Genomic DNA, 24931 nt, shown 5'->3' on the forward strand with positions numbered 1-24931 from the left:
GATGTGCGGCATCTGCGGCATTGCCCCGGGCGGCGAGCGGCGGCCAGACGGCGCCCAACTGCGCCGGCTGAACACGGCCATCGCCCACCGCGGCCCAGACGGCGAAGGCTATTACGAGGCGCCCGGCGTGGGCCTGGCCATGCGCCGCCTGGCGATCATCGATGTGGCGGGTGGTGACCAGCCCATCTTCAACGAGGACAAAAGCCTCGCCATCGTCTTCAATGGCGAGTGCTATAACTACCCGGCCTTGCGTGAGAAGTTGGAGAAGCAGGGCCACCGCTTTTACACCCAAACTGACACCGAATGCATCGTGCATTTATATGAAGAATACGGCGACGAGTGCGTGCAGCATCTGCGCGGCATGTTCGCCTTTGCCTTATGGGACGCCAAGCGCCAGCGCTTGCTGCTGGCCCGCGACCGCCTGGGCAAAAAGCCGCTGCACTACACCGTGCAGGGCGGGCAGCTGTATTTCGCCTCCGAACTGCAAGCCCTGCTGAGCGTGCTGCCCCAGCAGCCTGATGTTGATCTGCAGGCGATCGACGATTACCTCAGCCTGCAGTACGTGCCGGAGCCCCACACAGCCTACCAGGGCGTACACAAGCTGCCCGCCGCCCATCGCATGGTCTGGCAGAACGGCCAGCTGAGCACCGAAGCGTACTGGCAAGTGGACTACGAGCCCAAGCACACCGCCAGCCAAGGAGAATTGATCGAAGAGCTGCGCGGGCTGACGCGTCAGGCGGTGCAGATGCGCCTGATCAGCGAAGTGCCGCTGGGGGCGCACCTGAGCGGCGGGATCGACTCGAGCATCGTGGTGGCGCTGATGGCGGAGGCCAGTTCCGGCCCGGTCAAGACTTTCTCGGTGGGTTTCGAGGAGACTAGCTTCTCTGAGCTGCCTTACGCCCGCGCCGTGGCCGAACGCTACGCCACTGACCACCACGAGTTCACCCTGACCTTTGGCGACATCCCGGCCACGCTGGAAACCCTGCTGGGCCACTTCGGCGAGCCTTTCGCAGACCCCTCGGCTTTGCCGCTGTACCACTTGGCGCGGCTGACGCGCCAACACGTCACCGTGGCACTGAACGGCGACGGCGGCGACGAATCCTTTGCCGGCTACTGGCGGCACTGGCTGGACGGCTATGCCGACCAGTACCTGCGCCTGCCCAGCCTGGTCACCCGCCGGCTGGCGCCGGCCCTGGCGGCGGCTCTGCCAGACCGGGCGGGCGGCCCGGTCGGCAGCAGCCTGGCCAACGGCATCAAACGCCTGCCGCAGCTGACCGAGATCGACCGGCGCGCCTCTCTGCTGCGCTGGGGCTCGTATTTCTCGCCCAGCCATAAGGCCGCCTTGTGGCAGCCCGAGCTGGCGGCCCACTTGCATCACAAACGCGCCGAGCAGGACATGGCGGCCTTGTACGCCGCGGCGCCCGCCGCCAGCCGCCTGGACCGCACGCTGTACGCCGACCTGAAAAGCTATTTGCCCGGCGACCTGCTGGTCAAAGCCGACCGCATGACCATGGCCCAGGGCCTGGAAGGGCGCTCGCCCCTGCTGGACCACGAACTGGTGGCCTGGGCGGCCCGCCTGCCGGCCGGCTACAAGCTGCGCGGCCGCCAGGGCAAGCAGCTGCTGCGCAAAGCCTTCGGGCACCTGCTGCCCGCCGAGATCACCAGCAAGCGCAAGCAGGGCTTCGGCATCCCGGTGGGCGCCTGGCTGCGCGGCCCGCTGCAGGGCTGGCTGCACGAAACCCTATTGAACCCCGGCAGCCCGCTGGCCGGCTGGCTGCGCCGCGAGGCCATGGTGGAGCTGCTGGCCGAGCATGGCGCGGGCAAGCAGGACCACGGCAAGCGCCTGTGGGCGCTGGCCTGCCTGGCCTTGTGGGCGCGGGGGAATCAGATATAATTTTGTCTCTTGGGCGCGTAGCTCAGCTGGTTAGAGCGTTGCGTTGACATCGCAAAGGTCGTAGGTTCGAGTCCTATCGCGCCCACCATTAGGTAGCAAGCACCTTACAAAAAAGACCCACCAACGTGGGTCTTTTTGTTTCAACCTGGAGAAAAGATGCCCTTTATTGAACTGGACGACGTAAAGCTGTACTACGAAGAGCACGGCAAAGGCGAGCCGATCGTCTTCACCCACGGCAATTCGATGTACCACGGGCAGTGGGAACCGCAGGTGGCCGAGCTTTCCAAGAAGTACCGTGTCATCCTCTGGGATGTGCGCGGCCACGGGAACAGCAGCCTGCCGCCCGGCGAGGTAGACCCTGAATCCTTCAGCCGCGACCTCATCGCTCTGCTCGATGGGCTGAAGATCAAGTCCGCCGTGCTCTGCGGGCTGTCGATGGGCGGGCACATCTCACTGCAGGCCGCGGTGCGCTACCCCGAGCGGGTGCGCGGCCTGGTGCTCATCGGCACGCCCTTCTCCAACAACTACCACTGGTACGACAAATGGCTGGTGGCCATGAATCTGTTCAGCGTGCGCCTGCTGCCCTACGAGACCACCGCCAAATGGACCGCCCAGGCGGTCAACATCAAACACCGCGACATCGTGGAAAAGGGCTTCGCTTCCATGACCCACGACGAATTCCTGCGCCAGTGGGCGGGCAATCTGCGCCTGGAAACCAAGCACGACTTGCACAAAGTGGGGTGCCCTACCGTGATCCTGCATGGCGACAAAGACGTCTTCGTGGCCCGCCAACAGGCGGCGTTGACCGAAGGCATCGCCGGCGCGCAGTACTACTCCATCCCCAACGCCGGCCACCTGACCAACCTGGACAACCCCGAGGCGGTCAACCAACACATCGACGATTTCATGCAAAGCCTGGCTGCCAAATAGCGCCGTCTGTTATAATCCCGGCCAATGGCATTCCAAAACGGCTCCCGAGATTACGCCTATTATTATGCTGAGCCCCACTTGGCCGTTTTGTCCTGCCTAGAGTAACCCCTTCGCGAACCCCGCTTAGCAAAACCACAGGCAAACGGCCTGTGGTTTTTTGTTTAAGCGGCCAAGGAGATAGGAAATGACCCTGCACCGCAACGAAACTGTCGCCCTCAGCGGCCGCGACCTGGCGTTCAGCCAGGCGCAGCACGCGGTCTGGCGCGACCTGTACGCCCGCCAGCTGCCCAATATCCAAAAATACGCCTGCGCCGAATATCTGCAAGGCTTTGCGCTGCTGGGGCTGCCCGCCGAGCGCATCCCCCAGCTGGCCGAGCTGAATGCCGCCATCACGCCGCGCACCGGGTGGCGCACGGTGCGCACCGTGGTGCGCTACTCCGATGCGGTGCCCTGGTACCACCATTTCGCCAAACGCCAGTTCCTGATCACCGACTACATGCGCGAGCGGCACGAAATGGACTTCACTCCTGAGCCGGACATGTTCCACGATATCTTCGGCCACCTGCCCTTCATGGTCCTGCCGGACTACACCGCCCTGCAGGAGCTGTTCGCCCCGGCCTTCCTGAAGGCCACCCCGCAGCAACGTGAGAACATCAAACGGCTGGCTTGGTTCAGCACGGAATTTGGGTTGATCCGCGAAGGCGGCCAGACCAAGATCTTTGGGGCGGGGTTGCTGTCCTCGTATGGCGAGATCCAGCATGTGATGGAGGGCAAAACGCCGGTACGGCCTTTCACCATCGAAAATGTGATCGGCTACGAGAAGGCGATTTACACCTTCAATGAAGTCCTGTTTGTCTTTGATTCCGTAGAGGCGTTGAGGGTCGAACTGGCGCGCTACTTTGATACGCTTTAGCGGCCCATCTGCTCGCGCACGGTTTGGTACAGGTTCTCGGCGCGCAGCTCGCCCAGGGTATAGCAGGGCGCTTTGAGATGCTCGGCCAGCTGGTCGGCCAGGCCCTGGTCAAAGGCGGCGTGCTCCATATTGACCACCACGCTGCGGATCTCATCATTGGCGATCTGTTCCGCCAGGTGCTGCGCTTCTTTTTTGGGATCGCCCGGGCCAATCGAGACATTGCCGGCGCCGTCCGTCAGCAGGATCATCAGCGGCATCACGTCAGGATGCAGGCGTTTTTCGCGCGAGATGACTTCGTAGGCCAGCGCCAGGCCGGCCGACAGCGGCGTCTTGCCGCCCACCGGGATGTCAGCCAGGGCGCGCTGCGCCAGCTGTACCGAGTTGGTCGGCGGCAGGATCAGGTTGGCGCGGTCTTTCTGGAAGACGATCAGCCCCACCCGGTCACGGCGCTGGTAAGCGTCGGTCAGCAGCGAGAGGATCGCGCCTTTGGTGGCCGCCATGCGTTCAGACACGGCCATGGACCAGGAAGCATCCACCACGAAGACCACCAGGTTGGCGGCGCGTTTGACGCGCACTTTGCGCTGCAGGTCCTGGCGCTGGATGGCGAAAGCCATCTGCTTGCGCTGCTCCTCGCGGGCCTGCTGGTGCGGGGCGGCGGCGCGGAAGGTGGCGTCGAAGGCGATGTCGCTCAGGTCGTTGCCGGCCGGGCGCGCCTGGATGTAGCGGCCGCGCTTGCGCTCCGTGTGGGTGCGCGAACGCCGACCGCTCTGGCGGCGGGTCATCTTGTCCAGCGGATTGTCGATCTTGCGGGGGGCGAAGGGCTGGCTGGCCTGCACTTGCTGGCCGCCATCCCACCAGCGGGCGTCATTGCCGCCGAACACGTCCTGCGGCGCGGGCTCTGTGCTGCGGTCGGTGGGCTCGGCTTCGCTAGCCTGCTGCTCGTCTAGTTTTTTTTTTGGTCTTGGGTCTGCTCTTCAGTCTCAGACTCTTCGCCTTCAGCGTCCATCTCGGCCTGGTTGGCGGCGTCCTTCTGCACTTCCGCAATGCGTTCCTGCAGTTCAGTGACGGTCATTTCAGCCTGGTAGAAGGGCCCGCGCTTGATGCGGTGCGGCAGGGCCAGCTCGGCGGCGATGGCAATGTCCAGATCGCTGATCGCCTTGCGGCTGTCGAAGGCGGCCTGAGCGCGGGCGGTCTTGAGGATCACCAGGTCGGCGCGGTGGCCGTCCACCTGCAGGGAGGAGGTCAGAGCCGCGATCGAGATCAGGTCGCGCGAGCTGTAATCTACGCTGTCCACCAGGTTGCGGGCGGCCAGGATGCGCTCGGCGAGCTGTTGTTCTTTGGGTTCCCACTGCTTGTAAAAGGCTTCCGGTTTGCCTTCAAAGGCCAGGTTGCGCTGCATGATCTCCACGCGCTGGCGCGCATCCCGGATGCCCTGCATTTCCACGGAGAGGGCAAAGCGGTCCAGCAGCTGCGGGCGCAGGTCGCCTTCCTCCGGGTTCATCGTGCCGATCAGGATGAAGCGCGCCGGGTGCACGAAGGAAATGCCCTCGCGTTCCACCGTGTTCACGCCCATCGCCGCCGAGTCCAGCAGCAGGTCGACCACGTGGTCGTCCAGCAGGTTGACTTCGTCGATGTAGAGCAGGCCGCGGTTGGCGGCGGCCAGCACGCCGGGTTCAAAGCGGCGCTCGCCTTTTTGGATGGCGCGTTCGATATCCAGGGTGCCCACCACGCGGTCTTCGGTGGCGCTGACCGGCAGGTCGATGAAGCCGATCTTGCGTTTGGCCACGCGCAGTTCTTCGCCGGCGGCCTTGCGCTCCTTGACCCAGTCAGACCAGGATTCCGGGTTGTGGGGGTCGTCGTTGAAAGGCGAGTCGGCGAAGACGTCGATCTCCGGCAGCAGGGCGGCCAGGGCACGCGCCGCGGTGGACTTGGCCGTGCCGCGTTCGCCGCGGATCAGCACGCCGCCGATGCGCAGATCCACGGCATTCAAGATCAAGGAGCGCTTCAGGCGCTCCTGGCCGACAATCGCGGTAAAGGGGTAAATCATTCGCATAAGGCTATTTGGGCGTCAGTATGCACGCAAGAGTTAATGTTATCACAGGCTGGCATGCCAATCTTAAGCGGTTATAATAGCGCCCATCTCGGATCCTGGAGTTAATACTTTAATGGAGCAAAATCAGATCCCCCAGGAGGGGGAAGAAGCCATTGCGAATGACAGCAAGGCTGCAAGCCCGACAAATGAACTGACCATGGAGCAATTATTGCAGCAGGGGGACCTGAACTGGGACCTGCCCAAGTCTGGTGATGTGGTCACTGGCGTGATCGCCAGCGTAAATAACGATGAAATTATGGTCAGCATTGGGGCCAAGTCGGAGGGCGTAATCCCCTCGCGGGAAGTCCAACAACTCGGTGCAGAAGAGCGCGAGAAGCTGAAAGTCGGCGATGAGATCCAAGTCTATGTGGTCAGCGCCGACCTGAGCCGCGGCGCCATGCAGCTTTCTTACACGCGTTCAATGGAAGACGACGACTGGGTGCAAGCTGAAGAGCTGCTCAAGTCGAAGGAAACTTATGAAGGCGACGTGATCGGCCACAACAAGGGCGGCCTGATCGTGCGCGTCGGCCGCCTGCGCGGCTTTGTGCCTGCCTCGCAGATCAGCCAGGTGCGCCGCATGCGCTACAAGGGCGACACGCCCGAACAGCGCTGGGGCGACATGGTGGGTGAATCGCTGGTGGGCCGCGTGATCGAAGTGGACCGTGAGCGCCGCCGCCTGATCCTTTCGGAGCGCGCCGCCGCTCAGGAAACGCGTGAAGCCCTCAAGGACCGCCTGCTCTCCGAGATCAAGGTGGGCGACACCCGCAAGGGTCGCGTCACCAGCATTGCAGATTTCGGCGCCTTTGTGAACATCAACGGCGCTGACGGCCTGGTGCATCTCTCTGAATTGTCCTGGGAACGCGTGGACCACCCCAACAAGCTGCTCAAGGTGGGCGACGAGGTCGAGGTCAAAGTGATCAACATTGACCAGGAGCGCAAGCGCATTGGTTTGTCCATGCGTCAGCTGCAGTCCGACCCCTGGGACAAGCACGTGGACGGCTACAAAGTGGGCCAGTTGGTGCAGGGCACCATCACCCGCCTGGTGAAGTTTGGCGCCTTTGCCCGTCTGGATGAATATGTGGAAGGTCTGATCCACATCTCCGAATTGAGCGAAGACCGCGTGGAGCACCCCAAAGAGGTCGTCAAAGAAGGCGACCAGGTCACCCTGCGTGTCATTCGCATCGAGACCGACAACCGCCGCATCGGCCTCTCGCTGCGCAAGGTGAACTCCGCCCAGTTCAGCGACCAGGACTATGAAGCCGCCCTGGCCGAAGCCGGCCTGGACGCTGACGCAGGCAGCCCGGTGGCCGAAGCCGCGCCTGAGGCCGTAACCGAAGTGGAAGCAGCCACAGACGAAGCTCCTGCGGAGGAACCGGCGGCTGAAGCGCCGATCGAAGACACACCAGCGGAAGCCCCTGCGGAAGAGACACCCGCCGAGGCGCCCACTGAAGAAGCCGAAGAAACGGCGCAAGAAGCGGACGGCGACGACGCTGAGTAAACCGGCACAACCTTTAAAGTAAAAAGAGCGTGGTTTCACGCTCTTTTTTTATACAAATCACCCGATTGGGAGCCGATATAACCTCCGGGGAGTTGAAGCAAAAAAAGCAATCTTGACACTGAATAAAATGCGAGTTTGGTAGAATCAAACTGTTGTTGGCAATGCCGTGCTGACCCTCAGCGCGGCGTTTTTCCAGCAAGAACGGAGATTGTACGTGGCAGGAATGGATCGCCTCACCCAACGAGCCCGGCGCGTGCTCAGCCTCGCACACCATGAGGCCGAGCGTATGCGTCACAACTACATCGGCACGGAACATTTGCTGCTGGGCCTGATCCGCGAAGAGGGCGGCGTGGCCGCCCGCGTCTTGCGCGAGCTGGGCCTGGAAGCCACCCGGGTCGAGGAGATTGTGGAGCGCCTGACCGGCGCCGGCCAACACGAAAGTGGCGGCAAAATTGACCTTTCCCCCGGCACGCAGCAAGTGCTGGAATTTGCTTTTGAAGAAGCCCGCCGTCTGGGCAACCACTACGTCAGCACCGAGCATCTGCTGCTGGGCCTGGTGCGCTACGGCGAGGGCATTGCCCTCAACGTGCTGCGCAAGCTGGGCGTCTCGCCGGAGCAGATCCGCCGCCAGACGCGCCGCGTGCTGCAGGAAAGCTCTGCACCGCGCAAGGCCACCCCGCCGGCCGAACGCCGCAGCGGCACCCGCCGTGAGGCGCGCGCCGCCAAGACCCCCATGATCGACCAACTGGCCACAGACCTGACCACCCTGGCCGAGGAAGACAAGCTGGACCCGGTCATCGGCCGGGAAATGGAAATCGAGCGCGTCATCCAAATTTTGGCGCGGCGCACCAAGAACAACCCGGCGCTGATCGGCGAGCCGGGCGTGGGCAAGACCGCCATCGTGGAAGGCCTGGCCCAGCGCATCAACAACGGCGACGTGCCCGCCCCGCTGCTGGGCAAGCGTGTGCTGCAGTTGGACGTCGGCTCGCTGGTGGCCGGTACCATGTACCGCGGCCAGTTCGAAGAGCGCCTCAAGAAGGTCATCGACGAGCTCAAGGCCTCCGAAGCCATCTTGTTCATTGACGAAGCGCACATGCTGGTGGGCGCCGGCGCGGCCGGCTCCAGCGTGGACGCCGCCAACATCCTCAAGCCGGCCCTGTCGCGCGGCGAGCTGCAGGTCATCGGCGCCACCACCCTGGAAGAGTACCGCAAGCACATCGAGAGCGACTCGGCGCTGGAGCGCCGCTTCCAACCCGTGGTGGTGGACGAACCCAGCGTGGACGAAACCATCGAGATCCTGCGCGGCGTGCGCCCAGCCTATGAAGAGCACCACCGCCTGCGCATTTCCGACGAAGCGCTGGAAGCTGCCGCACAGCTTTCCGCCCGCTATGTGACCGAGCGCTTCCTGCCGGACAAGGCCATCGACCTGATCGACGAATCCGCCTCGCGGGTGCGCATGTACAAGAGCCCCGCGGCGCAGGAAGCCAAGAGCATCACCGAACAGCTCAAGGATGTGCGCCGCAAGCGCCTGGAAGCCGAAGACGAAGGCCGCGAAGAAGAAAGCGAAACCCTGCGCAGCCAGGAAGGCGACCTGGAAGGCAGCCTGGACGCGCTGCGCACCACCTGGGACCGGGACAACAGCCCGGTGGTGGGCACGGAAGACATTGCTGAACTGATCTCCATGTGGACCGGCGTGCCGGTCATGCAGATCGCCCAGGAAGAGAGCGAACGCCTGCTGCACATGGAAGACGAACTGCACAAAGCCATTGTGGGCCAGGAAGAGGCGATTGACGCCATCTCCAAGGCCGTGCGCCGGGCCCGTGCCGGCCTCAAAGACCCGCGCCGCCCGATTGGCTCCTTCATCTTTCTCGGCCCCACCGGCGTAGGTAAGTCTGAGCTGACCAAGGCCCTGGCCAAGTTCCTCTTCGGCAGCGAAGAGGCCCTCATCCAGCTCGACATGTCCGAATTCATGGAACGCCACTCGGTCAGCCGCCTGGTGGGCGCCCCTCCAGGCTATGTGGGCTACGAGGACGCCGGCCAGCTGACCGAAGCCATCCGCCGCCGCCCGTACTCCATCGTCGTCTTCGACGAAGTGGAGAAGGCGCACCCCGAAGCGCACAACATGCTGCTGCAGATCATGGAAGAGGGCCACCTCTCCGATGCGCGCGGCCGCAAGGTCGACTTCCGCAATGCGATCATCGTGATGACCTCCAACGTAGGCGCCGACATGATCATGCGCCGCGGCGACATGGGCTTCCAGTTGAAAGCCGACGAAGAGGTGGAAGAGCAGATCGCCTACAAGGACATGCGCAAGAAGCTGACCGAAGCCTTGAAGCGCGTCTTCCGGCCTGAGTTCATCAACCGGGTCGATTCGGTGGTCATCTTCCGCTCGCTGACCAAAGACAACCTGCGCCAGATCGTCAATCTGGAGATCTCCAAGGTGGCCGCTCGTTTGGAAGAGCACCAACTGACCCTGGAGCCCAGCGAAGCGGCTCTGGACCTGCTCTCCGAACTGGGCTACGACCGTGAATACGGCGCCCGCCCGCTGAAGCGCGTGATCCAGAACCGTATCGAGGACCCGCTCTCCGATGCGCTGCTGGGCGGCGACTTCAAGGACGGCGACATCGTGGTGATCGACGTCGAAGTCGGCGAAGAGCAGCCGGAAGTTGTGCTGCGCAAAGGCAAGCCCAGCCGCAAGAAGAAGACCCCGCCGGCAGAAGCTGTAGCAAGCAACTAATCCGATTAGAAAAGTAGGATAAAATACCTGAGCGCCCAAGTGATTGGGCGCTCAGTCTTTCGGGAAGAATTGCCATGCACACAATCACCATCATCGGCGGCGGGGCCTCGGGCACGCTGCTGGCCATCCAACTTATCCGCCTCAGCCAGAAGCAGCCGCTCACCATCCACCTGGTGGAAAGCCGCCCGCAGCCCGGGCGCGGCGTCGCCTATTCCGCCGCCAGTCTGACCCACCGGCTGAATGTGCCGGCCGGCAAAATGAGCGCCTTTCCGCAGGAGCCGGAGCATTTCCACCGCTGGCTGCTCAGCCAGGGGCATGCGCTGGAGGCCGACGCCTTCGTGCCGCGCCGCTGGTACGGCGATTACCTGGCGGCCCTGCTGGAAGAAAGCCTGGCAGGCAACGCCGCGGCGGTCACCTTGCAACTGCACCAGGACGAAGCCGTGGACGTCAGCCATGCGGCCGGCGGGCTGGTCGTGCAGCTGGCCTCCGGCCAACAACTGCCCTCAGACCAGGTCGTGCTGGCTTTTGGCAATTTCCTGCCGCCGTACCTGCGCGGCGGATCGCAAGAGTATCGCAGCCATCCCGGTTACCAGCACAATCCCTGGGACCCGCAACTGGTGGACAAGGTCCCGGCCGAAGCGCGCGTGCTGATCATCGGCATGGGCCTGACCGCAGTGGACACCATCCTCAGCCTGCACGAAGCCGGGCACCGCGGGCCGATCCAGGCCATCTCCACCCACGGCTGGGCGCCAGCCGTGCACGAGCTGGGGCACAGCTACCCCAGCTTTTCCGCCGAGCTGGCCGGCAAGACTTCCGTGCGGGAGCTGCTGCGCATCGTGCGCCGCCACCTGGTCCTGGCACAGCAAAATGGCAGCAACTGGCGGGCGGTGGTGGATGCCCTGCGCCCAGACACCCAAGCCCTCTGGCAGGCGTTGCCCGCCGCGGAGCAGCGCCGCTTTTTGCGCCACCTGCGCCGCCTCTGGGACGTGGCCCGCCACCGCCTGCCGGCCGAGTGCGCCGCCGTGCTCAGCGAGCTGGAAGCCGCTGGCCAGTTGCAGCGCCTCACCGGGCGCATCCAGGCCATCCAGGCCACTCCAGCCGGCCTGCAGGTCAGCTACCGCCAGCACGGCCAGCAGCACCAGCGCGAGGCAGACATCATCATCAACTGCACCGGCTCCGAGAGCCGCCTTGCGCGCCTGGAGCAGCCCCTGCTGCGCAACCTGCTCGCCCGCCGCCTCATCCGCCCCGACGCGCTCGGCCTCGGCTTGCAGGCCCAGCCAGACGGCTGGCTCGGCCCCGGGCTCTACACCCTCGGCACCGCCCTCAAGGGCATCCTCTGGGAATCAACCGCCATCCCGGAAATTCGCAGCCAGGCCCAGCACCTGGCCGCCCGCCTGCTGGCCGGCGAATAAAAAAGCGCTCCTCAACAGGAGCGCTTTTTACGTCTTGGTGGGGGTGCGCCGCACCCGTTGGGCTTGGTACTCATGCCAAATCTGCAGCCCCACCTGCACAGTCAGGAAGCCGAAAAACCCAAAGCCCAGCAGGGGGAAGAAGACAGCCTCAACAATCAGGCCACGCAACAGCAGGCCCAGGCCGTCTGCCCAATCTTCACCGCGCAGCAGCAGGTCCGTCACCCCCACCATCGCCAACCCAAAGAAGACGATGAAGCAAACGCTATACACCACAAACATCTGGCGCGCTTGCAGATTCACCTGCCGCAAGTCGCCACGCAACGCATCAAACCAGAGTTTCACTCGGCGCATCGTCCCGTGACTATACAGGCCGCCGGGCCGCCCGTCAACGCAGCCGCCCTTAGCCCTTCTTGCCCGGGCTGGCTTTCTTGCTCTTGGGCATAGCCCGGCTGGACAGGGTCTGGCCGGTCTTGCCCGTCAGGCTGCGCTCCAGCCGAATCAGCATGCCTTCCCAGCCGTGCGCCGTGCTGCGCTCGTAGCCGGGCCGGTCGCCAGACTGCGTCAGGCGCACCCGGCTGCCGCCCTCGGCTGGCTCAATCTCCACCGTCACCGTGCCCACATCCACGGCAAATTGCGGCATCGAGAAGGTGAATACCAGCCGCCGCGGCGGGTCAATCTCCACATACTCGCCCACCGCCGTATAAATCTTGTCCTGTGTCCGCCGGTGGATTGTCCACTCGCCCCCCACCTGCGTGTCCAGGGCGTAATCCCCCGGCACGCTCTGCGCCGAGGCCATCAGCCACTTGCAAGCCAGTTCCGGGTTGACCCAGGCCTCAAAGACCTGCTCCGGCGGGGCGGCGATGTGCCGCTCCACTGTCACAGAACGGGTCTCACCGTCATAGTCCCAGTATTCAAAAATCTGAATCAGGTTGCCGCAGGTGTCGTCCAGCAAGGCCCAGGTAATCGGCGCTCCGGCCCGAATCGGCTCCTGGGCAAACTGCACGCCCAGCTTCTTCAAGCGCTTGAATTCCTTCTTGATGTCCTCCACCTCAAAGGCCGCCGCAGCCACCTTGTGCGCGTAGCGCGCCTTTTGCAAATCTGTCTCGGCCCCAGCCAGAGCCGGGTTCAGCGCTTCCAGCACCAGTTCAGGGCCCTCTTTGTCCTGCGCGCAAACCAGGGCAATTTTCTTGCGCACCCCGTCCACATCCAGGGGATACAAGGTTTTCTTCACAAAGCCCAGCACCTCGGTATAGAAGCAAAAAGCCTTGTCCTGATCATCCACAATCACAGAAACTTGCCGAATTCGAATCACCACGCCACCTCAAGCCAGGTTGATTTGCCAGGAGACGTCATATTTGTCCTGCACCCAGGCAAACTGGCGGCTAAAACCATAGCTGTCCAGCGGCATCAAAATATGGCCAGCCTCAGTCAGCTTGGCAAACACGCTCTCAATCTCGGCTTCACTCTCGCACTGCACAAAAATCGAAAAGGCCGGCGTAAACGTAAAATGATGGTCCAGGCTGCTGTCCATAAAAATGTAGTCCAGCCCGCCCAGCCGCAGCACGCCGTTGCGCAGGGTGCCCTCCGGCTCCATCTCGCCCGCCCCAAAACGTTCCAGGTTGGCAATCTCTGCCTGGGCAAACACGGCCGCATAAAACTGCATGGCTTCTTCGGCCTTGCCGTGCTGGTCTCCCACAAACATCAAGAAAGGTGTGTACTTTTGCATTCGTCAATCCTCTTCAGCAAACAAAGTTTCCAGGGCGTCGAGCTGCTCGTTCCAAAAGCGCGTATAGAACGCCAGCCATTGATTGGCCTGCTGCAGCGCCTGTGGCTGCAGGCGCACCAGGTGCACCCGGCCGCGCACCTGGCGCGCCACCAGGCCGGCCTCCTCCAGCACGCGCACGTGCTTGGCCGCCCCGGCCAGGCTCATCGCGTGCGGGGCGGCCAGGTCGCCCACGCTTCGCTGGCCGTCCGTTAGCTGGCACAGCATCGCCCGCCGGGTGCTGTTGGACAAGGCGTAAAACACGCGGTCCAAAACAGGGGGAGTTTCATCAACCATATGGTTTAGGATACACGCCCGGCGCCCCATTGTCAACCAAATAGTTTAGTAATTTAAATAGCTTATCTGTTCTATTTTTGATGTACAATCAGCCCAATGAACATGTTGGAGCGCTTCCTCGGGCACGACCTGGACAGCAGCCGCCAGCTGCTGGAGCTGTGCCTGACCCTCAGCGACGAGCAGTTGGACCGGCGTATCGACGCCGGTTGGGGCACCTTGCGCCTGACCTTCGAGCACATGATCGCGAATATTGAAGTGTGGAGCGACCTGATGCAGGAACACCCGCTGCGCACCGCCCCGCGGCCCAATTCAACCTTGGACCTGCTTTTCCGGGCTGGAGGCGGCTTACAGCGATTTCGCCGCTTTTGCCCTGCAGGCCGAGCGCGAAGGCCGCCTGGATCACCTGTTCACGGACGTGCTGGACCGCCCGCCGCAACAAAAGACGCTGGGCGGCGCCATCGGCCACCTGGTGACCCACAACATGCACCACCGCGCCGAGATCCAGCACATGCTGCACCGCGTGGGCTACCCCGGCCAAGTGCCGGAAGGCGACCTGATGGGCTGGGACATGCGCCAACAGGTCACGGGAGACTAGCATGGCCAAGACCATCACCCAATACAAATGCACCAGCTGCGGCCGGGCGGCAGCCAAGCCCCTGGGGCGCTGCCCAGGCTGCGGCGAGTGGAACACCTACGCCGAAGAGATCCTGGAAAGCAGCAGCCCGCGTCGCGCCGCGGCCAATGGCCGCACCGGCCGCAGCCAGCCGCGCCCGCTGGCCGAGATCGAGGGCGGCGCCGAGAACCAGCGCCTGGCGCTCTCCATCGGCGAGTTCGGCCGCGTACTGGGCGGCGGCGTGGTGCCTGGCTCGCTGGTGCTGCTGGGCGGCGACCCCGGCATCGGCAAAAGCACCTTACTGCTGCAAACCGCCATAGAACTGGCGGCCAGCGACACGGTGCTGTACGTCTCAGGCGAGGAGTCGCCCGGGCAGATCAAGATGCGTGCGGAACGGCTGCGCCGTTCCGCCGGCGTTGCCGACAGCAACGCCACACGCCAACCCATGAACCAGGCAAACGGCGACCAACCCTTGCCGGACCAACTGCTGCTGGTCACCGAAACCAACATCGAGGCCATTCTGCAGCACGTCGCGGCGGTCAAGCCGCGCGTGCTGATCATCGATTCGATCCAGACCGTCTATGACCCCGGGGTGGATTCTTCGGCGGGTTCGGTCACCCAGCTGCGTGAGTGCTCCGACCGCTTCCGCCAGCTCGCGAAGGGAAGCGGCCTGGCGGTTTTCCTCATCGGCCATGTGACCAAAGAGGGCGTCATCGCCGGCCCACGCCTGCTGGAGCATATGGTCGACACCGTGCTGTACCTGGAGGGCGACCGCTTCCACAGCTACCGCCTGCTGCGGGCGGTCAAGAACCGCTTTGGCGCCACCGACGAAGTCGGCGTCTTTGAGATGCGCGGCCAGGGCCTGCAGGAAGTGCCCAACCCCTCGGAGGCCTTTCTGGCCGAACGGGTGGTCAATGCGCCCGGCTCGGCCATCGCCGTGACGATGGAGGGCACCCGCCCGCTGCTGGTCGAAGTGCAGGGGCTGACCAGCCCCAGCGCCTTTGGCAACCCGCGCCGCTCCGGGAACGGCGTGGACCTCAACCGCCTGCTGCTGATCACAGCCGTGCTGACCCGCCGGCTGGGGCTGCGCCTGGGCGACCAGGATGTCTTCGTCAATGTGGTTGGCGGGCTGCGCATCGGCGAGCCGGCCGCCGACCTGGCGCTGGCGGCCGCCATTTATTCTTCGAGCAAGGACCTGCCGCTGCGCGCCGACACGGTGCTGATCGGCGAGGTCGGCCTGAGCGGCGAGCTGCGCGCCGCACCCCAGCTGGCCGCCCGCCTGAAGGAGGCCGCCGCGCTGGGCTTCAAGACCGCAGTGCTGCCCAAGCGCTTGCGCGCCGGCGAGACGCTGCCCAAAGGCATCGCCGTCAAAGAAGCCCGCACGCTGCGCGAAGCTTTGGAGATGGCCTCACAGCCCGCGTAGGTGCGAGGCATGCCTCGCACCCGCTACAATAGGCACATGAACAATTACTTCCCGCGCATTCCTTTGCTGGCCGCCAGCCTGCTGGCCTTGGCGGCGGGCTTGTTCATTTTACTGACCCCCAGCGGCACCGCCGTGACCATGGACGCGCTGGGCAACACCAGCACAACCAGCACCACCTGGCTCGAGACGCAGGGCGGCTGGGGCGCCCTGATCCTGGTGATCTTCCTGCTGCTGTACAGCGCGCCGCTGGTTTTCTATTTACAAGAGCAGCCCGGTTGGGCGCTGGCGGCCTGCCTGCCACCCTTCCTCCTCACCCTGTTGGCGGGCTTCTCGATTGGCCTCTTCTACCTGCCGGCCCAGTTGGCGCTCTTTCTGGCGGCTGTGGTCATGCTGCGCGAGCTGCGCAAGACAGCCTGACTTGTCGGGGCGTTGACAGGCCGCCCAAAGACTTGCTTCTCTTTCATAGTGTGGCATTAATACACCAGCCTTCCGCCCGGGAAGGCTGAGGCGTCTTCGCTGGCAAGCGAAGTTCACGAGGGTCGGCCAGCCCTTGGGGACAGCTCAGCAAGCCACCTCAGCCCAACCAGGCTGCCGGGACGCCGGCAGGGAGGCCGCGCCAGGGGGACAGCGGGCGGCGGTTGCCATGGGCCGCCAGCCCGCACCCACGGCGCACTGGCCACACGACCTACACAAGCAACACGCTCGAGACGAATGACCGCATCTACACAAACGCACGTGCTCAACAAACAAAAGGGCCACCCGCACAGTGTGCGGATGGCCTTTTTGAGAGGACCCCAGCGGCAACCGGGGCTGCCCAGCCACTTACTCGCCGGGCGGGCTGTGGGGAGGATTAACGTCCGATCAGGATAAGCACACCGGCTATCAGCGCCAAAATGTTCAGCAGGGTACCGATGCTCCCCAGGGTGACAAATTCAGCCAGGCCTACCAAAATCAACCAAACTGCCAAAAGGGTAAAACCAAAATTTCTGCGCATACTTTCCTCCTCAGGTTGGATTTAATTGCAAAAGACATAACGAAACTCGGCTGGCAAGTGTTATCTATTACACAAGCGCTTAGCGCTCAGCCACCTTTAATTTTCCTTTGCGGGGTCTCTTGTATACTCAGCCTGTGCCACCCAAACCGGTTATTTCCGTAGTGATTCCGGCATATAACGAAGAACGCGTGCTGGCCATCTGCTTGCAGCACGTCAATCAAGCCGTGGCTCGCGCCGGCGTCCCCTGCGAAGTCATCGTCAGCGACAACAACTCCACCGACCGCACACCTGAGATCGCTAAGAGCTTTGGCGCCACGGTCGTGCGCACCACCGAAAAAGGCTATGTGCATGCCGCCATCGTCGGCATTCATGCCGCCCGGGGGGAAATTATCGCCATGACCGATAGCGATACGCGCGTGCCTCCCAGCTGGCTCAACAAGATCCACGCCGCCTACCAGCGCGACCCCGAACTGGTCGGGGTCGGCGGCGGCTTCGAGTTTTACGACGGCCACGAGCTGATCCGTTGGCTGGTGCGCGTCCTCAATCGCATTTCCTTCCGCTTCACCATCGCCACCATGGTCGGCATGAATATGTCTTTCAAAAAGGACGCCTACCTGGCCGTGGGCGGCCATGACCCGCAGATCAACACCCAGGCCGACACCTACCTGGGCCTGCAGCTCTCCAAGCACGGCAAGATCACACTACTGCCAGACATTACCGTGGACGCCTCCGGGCGGCGCTACGCCTCGTTGTGGCGCGCTTTCACCGAAACGGTCATGCGCTTGCTCAATGTGCTCTGGCTGCGTCTTTTTGACCGCGTTCTGGTAGAGAATTTCGTAGATATTCGACAATAACGCAGGTTTTTCTAATCAAAAAGCGCTGTCCTGGTGTCTTTGAGCGCGTCTTCACCCGGCAAAGCCTGCTACAATCAGCCATCTTTGTACTGGAGTATTCACAATGCAAGAAACTGCTGTCCGCACCAAACCCGCTTGGGTAGAGATCGTTAAAAAATATACGGTGCCCGATCACCGCAAGAGCATCTGGCAGCTGGTCAACAGCCTGGTGCCCTTCTTCGCCATTTGGGTGCTGATGTACTACAGCCTGCAGGTCAATTATCTGATCACTCTGGCGCTGGCCTTCCTCAACGGCCTATTCCTGATGCGCATCTTCATCATTCAGCACGACTGCGGTCACAACTCCTTCTTTAAATCCACCAAGTGGAACAACCGCGTCGGCACCCTTTTGGGCGTACTGACCCTGACGCCCTACTACGCCTGGCGCAGCTCGCATGCCCGCCACCATGCCAACTCCGGCGATCTGGACTTCCGCGGCATTGGCGATGTAGACACCATCACGGTCAATGAATACCAGGCCCTCTCCTTCTGGGGCAAGCTGCGCTACCGCTTCTACCGTCACCCGCTGGTGCTGTTCGTGATCGGCCCCAGCATCTTGTTCATCGTCCTGCATCGCATTCCCAAGGGCCAGAACCTGAAGGATAAACAGGACCGCAACAGCGTGCTGTTCACCAACCTGATGCTGGCGCTGATCTTCTTTGGCGTCGGTTCGCAAATTGGCTACATGAATTTGGTCAAGATGTGGCTGCCGATGATGATCTTCGTGGCCACCGTCGGCGTGTACTTGTTCTATGTGCAGCACCAGTTTGAAGATACTTACTGGCGCTGGCACGAAGAGTGGGATTATGCCGAGGCGGCTTTGCGCGGCTCTTCCTTCTTCAAACTGCCCAAGGTGCTGCAGTGGTTCAGCGGCAACATTGGCTTCCATCACCTGCACCACCTCAGCCCCAAGATCCCCAACTACAACCTGGAGCAGGCTCATTACGAGAACCCCAGCTTCCAACAGGTAAAGACCATCACCTTGCTCAGCAGCCTGCAGAGCATCTTCCTGCACCTGTGGGACGAGCAAACCCATAAGCTGATCAGCTGGCGCGAATACGCCCGGCGCTTCCGCAACCAGCCCAGTGCCGGCTAACAGGAATTCTTCGAGATGACAAAGCTGCTGGAAGCGGCCCCGGTACTGTTGGTAGCCGATGTGGTCGTTGCCAGCAGCTTTTTTCGTGACCAACTCGGCTTCACCCAGATAGACCTGTACAACCATCCGGCGGATTTCGCCATCATCGGGCGCGACCAGGTCCATATCATGCTGGCCCAGAAGCCGGCAAGCGCCAGCCACTTGCCGCACTGGCGCGTGGCGCCCAAGACCAACAACATTTACATCTGGGTGGCGGATGTGGACGCGCTGTATGCTGAGGTAAAGCAGCGCGGCGCGCCGATCGACTTTACGTTGTACACTACCCCGTGGGGCACGCGTGAATTTGGCGTGCAAGACCCGGACGGACACGACATCGCCTTTGGAGAGGTGCTCAAACCATGAAAAAGATCTGGTGGGTGCATATCACCGCGCTGCTGCTCATCGCCGCCATCACCTGCGGCCCGCTGAGCCTCGCTCTGGGCGCTGGCTGGGTGGCCGAGGCCAACGACTGCACATTGCATGAGGGCTTTGTCAACCCCTGCATCATCGGCGGCCGTGATTACGGCGAGACGCTGTACGGCATGGGCATGATGGGCTGGCTGGCGATTGCCTCCATCCCGCTGGGCCTGATGATGCTGGCGGCTTACCTGGTGATCGTTTTCATCGTTTGGCTGGTGCGCCGCCAACAAACCAAAGAACCGCCAGCCAAGGGTTGACTCTTATCCCTCGCCAACCTGCCAGATCGCCAACGCTCCTATAATGGTTGAGGAGTGATGGCGTGACCCACACAAAAACTCCCGAACAAGAAGGTTCCCTGACCGCCTTGGGCCTGTGGCTGGGCCTGCTGAGCAGCCTGGCCGTGCTGGGCCTGCTGTGGATGGGCAGCCAGCTGTGGGCCCTGCCCTTTGTGCCTTTTGACCTGTTCGACTGGCTGGCCCGCGTACTGCCGGGCTGGCTGATCGGCTCAGTCATCTCCGGCATGGTGGCGGTTATCCGCGCTCTGCAGAACATCTTGCCCATTGGCAACATCTCGGATACCGCCAAGCTGACCGAACAGGGCATGGCCCTGGGCCTGCTGGTGGCTGCGGGCGGCGGCCTGGGCGCCCTGCTGGGCTGGCAGGCCCGGCGCAACCCGGGCCAACTCAGCTTTTACGGCCAACTGGCCGGGCTGGCGCTTTTGGCCGGGGTGCTGCTGATCGAGATCACCCTGGGCAAGGCCTTGCGTGGCTTTGCCATGGTCTGGCTGGCCGTGGTGCTGGTGGGTTGGGGCTGGGGTTTGGCGGCGCTGCTGCAGCGCGGCCGCGCCGCACACAGCAGCCCGCTCTCGCGCCGCCAGTTCCTGCGCGTCAGCGGCGCCGGGCTGGCCGCAGCCGCCCTGGGCAGCTGGGGGCTGGCGCAGCTTTTTGGCAGCGTCAAACGGCTGCCAGAGCGCAGCGAAGGGGCCGCCGAAGCGCTGGACCCCAGCGACCCCTTTGGCAGCCAGCTCACCTCCGGGCCGGCCGCCTCGCCCTCGGCCGAAGCGCTGGCCGGGCGCCCAGCGCCCGTGCCGGGCACGCGGCCGGAATTGACCTCCACGGCGGATTTCTACCGCATCGACATTAACACCATGGCGCCGCAGGTGGCCGAAAGCAGCTGGCGCGTGCAGGTGCACGGCCTGGTCAACCATCCGCTGCAGCTCAGCCTCAGCGACATCCGCAGCCTGCCGGCCCAAACCCAGATCTTGACCATGCAGTGCATTTCCAACCCGATCGGCGGCGACCTGACCTCCTCCAGCCGTTGGACGGGCGTGCCGCTGCCTTACCTGCTGGCCGAGGTCGACCCGCAGGCCGGCGTGGTGGGCGCCCACATCACCGCTGCAGACGGCTTTGATGAATTCGTGGTTCTGGAGGATCTGCAGGACCAGCGCTGCATGCTGGTCTACGCCATGAACGACGAGCCGCTGCCTTCTGAGCACGGCTACCCGCTGCGCATCTACATCCCCAACCGCTACGGCATGAAGCAACCCAAGTGGATCACCAGCATCGAATTCGTGTCCGAGCGTATGGATGGTTACTGGGTGCGCCGCGGTTGGGACCGTGAGGCCATCCCCCACACGGTCTCGGTGGTGGATACGGTGATGGTCGAACCGGGCGAAGGCGCCGGAGGCATGGTCTATACCGGCGGCATTGCCTGGGCGGGGGCGCGCGGCATCAGCAAGGTGGAAGTGCAGGTGGACAGCCAAGGTTGGCAAGCCGCCGAGCTGATCCAGCCAGAGCTGAGCCCGTTAAATTGGACGTTATGGAAGTATGGCTGGCCTTACGAGCGTGGCCGGCACACCATCAGCGTGCGCGCCTACGACGGCAGCGGCCAGCTGCAAGACTTGACGCCGCGCGGCACGATCCCCAGCGGGGCCACCGGCATTCACTCGGCCACGGTCGATCTATAAATTCAGGAACTGGCGAAGAGCGGCATGAGCTGGCGGGCCACTTGGTGGACCTGGTCGTAGCCCACCGGCTTGTAGAGCGTGCTATCCACCTGGTCGGCAAAGCGCTGGGCGCCGGCCTCGTCGCCGGTGACCAGCATCACGCGGGTGTGCGCCAAGCGGGACTGGCTGCGGATCTGGCGCAGGAGCACGCCGCCATCCAGGGCGGGTAAGTGCAGGTCCAGCAAGATCAGATCGGGCGCGGTGAACATCAGGCTGACTTGAGCCTTATGGCCATTATCCAGAACTTCGGTTTGATAGCCGGCATCTTGCAGGGCGATCCTGAACAATCCGGCGACTTGCGGGTCGTCTTCGACGACCAGGGCGTACGGGCTGGCCATCTTTGCTTCTCCTGAGTACGAACGGCGCAGATAACGGTATAAACACACAAAACCCCCAAAAGGTGCGCGTGGCAGAGTCGGTTGACTCCTTTCAAAGGGGTATGGTATGATGCGGCCCGCCCATATAAGCACCAAGTGGCAAGGAGAATATACAGATTAGTACATCCGATTACCGGGTAAATAGAGCCATCCGGGCAAAAGAAGTCCGTCTGATCGACGGTGACGGCGAGAACCGCGGCGTGGTTTCCATCGAGGAAGCCCTGCGGATCGCCGAAGCCGCTGGTCTGGACTTGGTAGAGGTTGCGGCCAATTCGAAACCTCCGGTTTGCCGGGTAGTCAATTACGGCAAGTTCACCTACGAGCGCACCAAGAAGGAGCGCGAGGCCCGCAAGGCGCAGAAGAAGATTGAGATCAAAGAGATCCGTCTGCGCCCCAAGACCACCGAACACCACCGCGGTTTCAAGACCAAGGCGGCCCGGGGTTGGTTGCTGGAAGGCAAAAAGGTGCGCGTGCGCATCCGCTTCCGCGGCCGTGAACGTGATTATCCCGAGATCGCCTTGCAGGATCTCAAGGAGATCGCCGCGGAATTGCAGGATGTCTCATTCATCGAGCAGGCCCCGGCTTTTGAAGGCCGCACGCTGCTGATGGTGCTGGCCCCAAACGAAGGGGCCGCCAAAGCCGCCCAGGTGGAAAAACCTGAGGCCGCAGACACAAATCAAGAACAACCTGCCGAAGAACTTGAAGAAGCGGCAGAGTAGGAGTTTAGCGTGGCAGTTAAAAAGTTCCGCATGAAGACCCACAAGGCCACCGCCAAGCGCTTCCGCTTGACCGGTTCGGGCAAATTGGTGCGCACCAAGGGCGGCAAGAGCCACTTGCGCCGGCGCACCTCTTCCCGCACCGCGGCCCTGTTCAGTGAAATGATCCCCGTGAAGGGCAAGGGGTTCATCAAGCGCATCCGTCGCTTGGCGCCCTACATGCATAAGTACCGCGCCAACCCCAGCACCCACACGGCGAAGTAAGAGGCAATCATGGCAAGAGTAAAGACCGGTATCACCCGCCGCAAGCGGCACCAAAAAGTTTTGAAGGCCACCAAGGGCCAGTTCGGCTCGCGCTCCAAGCTGTTCAAGCGCGCCAACGAAGCGCTGTTGAAAAGCCTGTGGTACGCCTACCGCGACCGCCGCAACCGCAAACGCGACCTGCGCGGCCTGTGGATCACGCGCATCAATGCGGCCGCTCGCATCAACGGCACCACATACAGCCGTCTGATGAGCGCCTTCAAGAAGACCAACATCGGCGTGAACCGCAAGATGCTGGCCGAGATCGCCGTGCACGACCCCAAGGCGTTCAGCGCCCTGGTGCAGCAGAGCAATTAGGCTATCACCGTCAAACAAAGGCCCGCTACATAGCGGGCCTTTTTATTTGACCGGAGAACTTTTAGTGCAATCCGTCTATTAGCTTTTCTTTGAGTAATCTTAGTAAATAAGCACCCTTCATCCTGAGCTGGCTAAGTGTTGCAAGCAACACCTAGTCGTCGCGAGGATCCCTTAAACCTGCTCACTTATAGCGCCTGGGCTCTCCCCAAGCGATGGCATCAGGGATCCTTCGCTTCGCTCAGGATGAGGGTGCGCCTACACCTGAAACTGCCCATCCTTATAAAACAGCTCACCATCCACGCGGATCTCGCTGTCCTGGCGCATGTCGCAGATCATGTCCCAGTGCAGGGCGGATTGGTTCTTGCCGCCCGTCTCGGGGTAGCTGGCGCCCACCGCCATGTGGATCGTGCCGCCCATCTTCTCATCGTACAGAATGCTTTTCGTAAAACGGTCAATGCTGTAGTTGGTGCCAATCCCCAGCTCGCCCAGGAAGCGGGCGCCGGGGTCCTGGTCCAGCATCTTGATCAGGTACTCCTCATTCTTTTCGGCAGAGGCTTTGACCACTTTGCCATCCTTGAATTCCAGGCGGATGCCGTCCACTTCCCGCCCCAGGCGAATGGCGGGGAAAGTGTATTGCACCCAGCCGTTCACCGAATCCTCCACCGGACCGGTAAAGATCTCTGAGCCGGGCATGTTGTGCTTGGCGGTGGAGTTGATAAAGGTACGGCCCTCGATGGACATGCGCATGTCGATCGTCGGACTGTGCATTTCCAGCATCTTCTTGCCCTCCAGCCATTTCACCAGGCGCGCCTGGTCAGCCTCGATCTCGTTCCAGATCTTCACCGGGTCCGGCTGGTCAGCCTTGCAGGCGCTGTAGACAAAGTCCTCATAAGCGCCCAGGGGCATATCGGCCTCCTGGGCGAAGGCGTTGCAGGGAAACTGGGTCAGCGTCCAGCGCAGCTCGCCGCTGGCGCTGCGCCGCATGTAGGCTTCCATCACCTCTTTGCGCGCCACCGAGCGGATCTTTTGCTTCTCGCTGTCGGCCGTGCTCAGCGTGCGGGTGTTCTCGGTGGCGTCAATGCTGACAAAGACGTCGGCCTGTTCAAACGGCATGCGCTCGAAGGGCGAAAGGAACTTGAGCTGTTCCCCATTGGCCTCCTCAAGAAAGATCTGGCTGGTGCTGCCCAAGCCGTAAAGCACGCTCGGGTTGCCGCCGGCCCGCAGGGTGTAACGCAGGACCTCGCTGGTCAGCGCCTCGGCCACCGGATGGCCAAAAATGACTACCCAATCGCCGGGTTTGACCCCCACAGAGTATTCCACCAGGGTTTGGGCCAGTTTTTGCACGCGCGCATCCGCCATCAGAGCACCTCGGGTATTGCTAGAGTTTCGGCATTCTAACACTGGCTGAATTAGAATGACTGGGTGATCAATTCCGCCCAAAACCCCAAAGTGCAAGAGACGCGCGCCTTGTTGCGCCAAACCAAGCGCCGCAAGCAAGCCGGCGCCTTCGTGGTGGAGGGCGTGCGCCTGGCCAATGAAGCGCTGCTTTCCGGCTGGCCGCTGCGCCTGGCGCTGTACACCGAGGCGCTGGCCGCCGCAGAAGCGGGCCTGCTGCGCCAACTGCGCTCCAAAGGCGCCAGCCTTGAGCTGGTATCCGACGCGGTGATGGCCGCCGCGGCCGATACGCAGACGCCGCAGGGCATCTTGCTGCAGCTGGCCTGGCAGCCACCCGCGCTGCCCGCCCAGCTGGACTTTGCTTTAGTACTGGACGGCCTGGCCGACCCCGGCAACCTGGGCACGCTGCTGCGCAGCGCGGCCGCCGCCGGCTGCGGAGCGGTGCTGCTTGGCCCGGGCTGCGCCGACGCTTACGGCCCCAAGGCGTTGCGCGGCGGCATGGGCGCGCACTTTCGCCTGCCTGTGCTCCCGCAAAGCTGGGGCGAGATCGGCGCCGTACTGGCGCAGCACAAGCTGCAGGCTGTGCTGACCGCCGCCGGCGAAGGCCCGGCTTACTACGCCGCCGACCTGCGCCAACCGGTTGCGCTCATCCTGGGCGGCGAGGCCCATGGGGCCAGCGCCGGGGCGCGCAACTTGGCCGGCCAAAGCCTGCACATCCCCATGCCCGGCGGCAGTGAATCGTTGAATGTCGCCATTGCCGGCAGCATCGTCTTGTTTGAGGTGGTGCGCCAAAGGCGAACAGCCTAG

27 protein-coding genes, 1 tRNA gene and 1 pseudogene are annotated in these 24931 nt (G+C 62.9%); 20 read left to right on the top strand and 9 right to left on the bottom strand.

From position 1 onward, the window contains the following. Position 1: 1 nt before the first annotated feature. The 4 genes from asnB (at position 2) to KF885_03245 (ending at position 3737) form a co-directional block, all read left to right on the top strand. Entirely contained in the window at positions 2-1894 is a 1893-nt protein-coding gene (asnB, locus tag KF885_03230; protein ID MBX3048164.1) for an asparagine synthase (glutamine-hydrolyzing), read from the top strand. Positions 1895-1905: 11 nt separating this feature from the next. Then, positions 1906-1982 (top strand) — tRNA-Val (locus tag KF885_03235). 68 nt (positions 1983-2050) lie between these two features. Next, on the top strand, positions 2051-2824 hold the full coding sequence (locus tag KF885_03240; protein MBX3048165.1) for an alpha/beta hydrolase: 774 nt from the start codon (positions 2051-2053) through the stop codon (positions 2822-2824). A 184-nt stretch (positions 2825-3008) separates the two neighbouring features. Then, complete coding sequence (locus tag KF885_03245) at positions 3009-3737, top strand: hypothetical protein (protein MBX3048166.1); 729 nt, start codon at positions 3009-3011, stop codon at positions 3735-3737. Here the strand turns inward: KF885_03245 and KF885_03250 are convergent. Further along, positions 3734-4519, bottom strand: a complete 786-nt coding sequence (locus tag KF885_03250) for a VWA domain-containing protein (protein ID MBX3048167.1) — start codon at positions 4517-4519, stop codon at positions 3734-3736. The two genes, KF885_03245 and KF885_03250, sit on opposite strands and share 4 nt — an antisense overlap. Positions 4520-4680: 161 nt before the next feature. Beyond that, entirely contained in the window at positions 4681-5790 is a 1110-nt protein-coding gene (locus KF885_03255) for an ATP-binding protein (protein ID MBX3048168.1), read from the bottom strand. Positions 5791-5902: 112 nt separating this feature from the next. Here KF885_03255 and KF885_03260 point away from each other — a divergent pair, with 112 nt between their 5' ends. The 3 genes from KF885_03260 to KF885_03270 all read left to right on the top strand — a co-directional run bounded on the left by KF885_03260 (position 5903) and on the right by KF885_03270 (position 11476). Further along, positions 5903-7327, top strand: coding sequence for a S1 RNA-binding domain-containing protein (locus KF885_03260; protein ID MBX3048169.1), 1425 nt, complete (start codon positions 5903-5905; stop codon positions 7325-7327). Between the two features lie 223 nt (positions 7328-7550). Next, positions 7551-10064: an ATP-dependent Clp protease ATP-binding subunit gene (locus KF885_03265; protein MBX3048170.1), complete on the top strand. Its 2514-nt coding sequence runs from the start codon at positions 7551-7553 to the stop codon at positions 10062-10064. 74 nt (positions 10065-10138) lie between these two features. Continuing rightward, a complete protein-coding gene (locus KF885_03270; GenBank protein ID MBX3048171.1) occupies positions 10139-11476 on the top strand; it encodes an FAD/NAD(P)-binding protein in 1338 nt (445 codons plus the stop codon). A gap of 27 nt (positions 11477-11503) precedes the next feature. On the opposite strand, the gene KF885_03275 is transcribed toward KF885_03270, so the two are convergent. From KF885_03275 to KF885_03290, 4 genes are read right to left on the bottom strand one after another with little or no spacing between them, the layout of a single operon-like run. Continuing rightward, a complete protein-coding gene (locus tag KF885_03275) occupies positions 11504-11827 on the bottom strand; it encodes a hypothetical protein (protein ID MBX3048172.1) in 324 nt (107 codons plus the stop codon). A gap of 49 nt (positions 11828-11876) precedes the next feature. Continuing rightward, positions 11877-12788 (bottom strand): SRPBCC domain-containing protein, encoded by a 912-nt coding sequence (locus KF885_03280; GenBank protein ID MBX3048173.1) that lies wholly within the window; start codon positions 12786-12788, stop codon positions 11877-11879. Between the two features lie 9 nt (positions 12789-12797). Continuing rightward, the gene (locus tag KF885_03285) at positions 12798-13202 is read right to left on the bottom strand and encodes a VOC family protein (GenBank protein ID MBX3048174.1); all 405 of its coding nucleotides are present in this window, start codon (positions 13200-13202) and stop codon (positions 12798-12800) included. A gap of 3 nt (positions 13203-13205) precedes the next feature. Beyond that, a complete protein-coding gene (locus tag KF885_03290; protein ID MBX3048175.1) occupies positions 13206-13535 on the bottom strand; it encodes a winged helix-turn-helix transcriptional regulator in 330 nt (109 codons plus the stop codon). Between the two features lie 96 nt (positions 13536-13631). Between KF885_03290 and KF885_03295 the strand changes: the two are divergent. The 4 genes and pseudogenes from KF885_03295 (at position 13632) to KF885_03310 (ending at position 15988) form a co-directional block, all read left to right on the top strand. Continuing rightward, positions 13632-13838 (top strand): annotated as a pseudogene (locus tag KF885_03295) (hypothetical protein). Between the two features lie 4 nt (positions 13839-13842). Then, positions 13843-14130: a hypothetical protein gene (locus KF885_03300; GenBank protein MBX3048176.1), complete on the top strand. Its 288-nt coding sequence runs from the start codon at positions 13843-13845 to the stop codon at positions 14128-14130. Position 14131: 1 nt separating this feature from the next. Then, positions 14132-15571, top strand: a complete 1440-nt coding sequence (gene radA / locus KF885_03305; GenBank protein MBX3048177.1) for a DNA repair protein RadA — start codon at positions 14132-14134, stop codon at positions 15569-15571. A 36-nt stretch (positions 15572-15607) separates the two neighbouring features. Continuing rightward, complete coding sequence (locus tag KF885_03310) at positions 15608-15988, top strand: hypothetical protein (GenBank protein MBX3048178.1); 381 nt, start codon at positions 15608-15610, stop codon at positions 15986-15988. Positions 15989-16421: 433 nt separating this feature from the next. On the opposite strand, the gene KF885_03315 is transcribed toward KF885_03310, so the two are convergent. Continuing rightward, a complete protein-coding gene (locus KF885_03315) occupies positions 16422-16565 on the bottom strand; it encodes a hypothetical protein (GenBank protein ID MBX3048179.1) in 144 nt (47 codons plus the stop codon). 134 nt (positions 16566-16699) lie between these two features. Here KF885_03315 and KF885_03320 point away from each other — a divergent pair, with 134 nt between their 5' ends. The 5 genes from KF885_03320 (at position 16700) to KF885_03340 (ending at position 20979) form a co-directional block, all read left to right on the top strand. Further along, positions 16700-17419 carry a glycosyltransferase gene (locus tag KF885_03320; GenBank protein MBX3048180.1) on the top strand — a complete coding sequence of 240 codons (720 nt, stop codon included), beginning with the start codon at positions 16700-16702 and terminating at the stop codon, positions 17417-17419. A gap of 103 nt (positions 17420-17522) precedes the next feature. Next, positions 17523-18554, top strand: a complete 1032-nt coding sequence (locus KF885_03325; protein ID MBX3048181.1) for a fatty acid desaturase — start codon at positions 17523-17525, stop codon at positions 18552-18554. A 15-nt stretch (positions 18555-18569) separates the two neighbouring features. Next, on the top strand, positions 18570-18956 hold the full coding sequence (locus KF885_03330; protein MBX3048182.1) for a VOC family protein: 387 nt from the start codon (positions 18570-18572) through the stop codon (positions 18954-18956). Next, positions 18953-19270, top strand: a complete 318-nt coding sequence (locus tag KF885_03335) for a hypothetical protein (GenBank protein ID MBX3048183.1) — start codon at positions 18953-18955, stop codon at positions 19268-19270. The genes KF885_03330 and KF885_03335 overlap by 4 nt, the downstream gene beginning before the upstream one ends. A 62-nt stretch (positions 19271-19332) precedes the next feature. Then, a complete protein-coding gene (locus tag KF885_03340; protein ID MBX3048184.1) occupies positions 19333-20979 on the top strand; it encodes a molybdopterin-dependent oxidoreductase in 1647 nt (548 codons plus the stop codon). A gap of 2 nt (positions 20980-20981) precedes the next feature. Here the strand turns inward: KF885_03340 and KF885_03345 are convergent, their stop codons facing one another. Then, on the bottom strand, positions 20982-21356 hold the full coding sequence (locus KF885_03345) for a response regulator (GenBank protein ID MBX3048185.1): 375 nt from the start codon (positions 21354-21356) through the stop codon (positions 20982-20984). Between the two features lie 149 nt (positions 21357-21505). Between KF885_03345 and infC the strand changes: the two genes are divergently transcribed. The 3 genes from infC to rplT are packed head-to-tail and all read left to right on the top strand — an operon-like array spanning position 21506 to position 22729. After that, positions 21506-22114 (top strand): translation initiation factor IF-3, encoded by a 609-nt coding sequence (gene infC, locus KF885_03350; GenBank protein MBX3048186.1) that lies wholly within the window; start codon positions 21506-21508, stop codon positions 22112-22114. Positions 22115-22144: 30 nt separating this feature from the next. Next, positions 22145-22375, top strand: a complete 231-nt coding sequence (locus tag KF885_03355) for a 50S ribosomal protein L35 (protein ID MBX3048187.1) — start codon at positions 22145-22147, stop codon at positions 22373-22375. A 9-nt stretch (positions 22376-22384) separates the two neighbouring features. Then, on the top strand, positions 22385-22729 hold the full coding sequence (gene rplT / locus KF885_03360) for a 50S ribosomal protein L20 (GenBank protein ID MBX3048188.1): 345 nt from the start codon (positions 22385-22387) through the stop codon (positions 22727-22729). Between the two features lie 255 nt (positions 22730-22984). Here the strand turns inward: rplT and KF885_03365 are convergent, their stop codons facing one another. After that, positions 22985-24088: an aminopeptidase gene (locus KF885_03365; GenBank protein MBX3048189.1), complete on the bottom strand. Its 1104-nt coding sequence runs from the start codon at positions 24086-24088 to the stop codon at positions 22985-22987. Positions 24089-24151: 63 nt separating this feature from the next. Here KF885_03365 and KF885_03370 point away from each other — a divergent pair, with 63 nt between their 5' ends. Further along, complete coding sequence (locus KF885_03370; protein ID MBX3048190.1) at positions 24152-24931, top strand: RNA methyltransferase; 780 nt, start codon at positions 24152-24154, stop codon at positions 24929-24931.

This window comes from Anaerolineales bacterium (genome assembly GCA_019637805.1).
In the GTDB taxonomy this organism is placed as follows: Bacteria; Chloroflexota; Anaerolineae; order Anaerolineales; family UBA11579; genus JAMCZK01.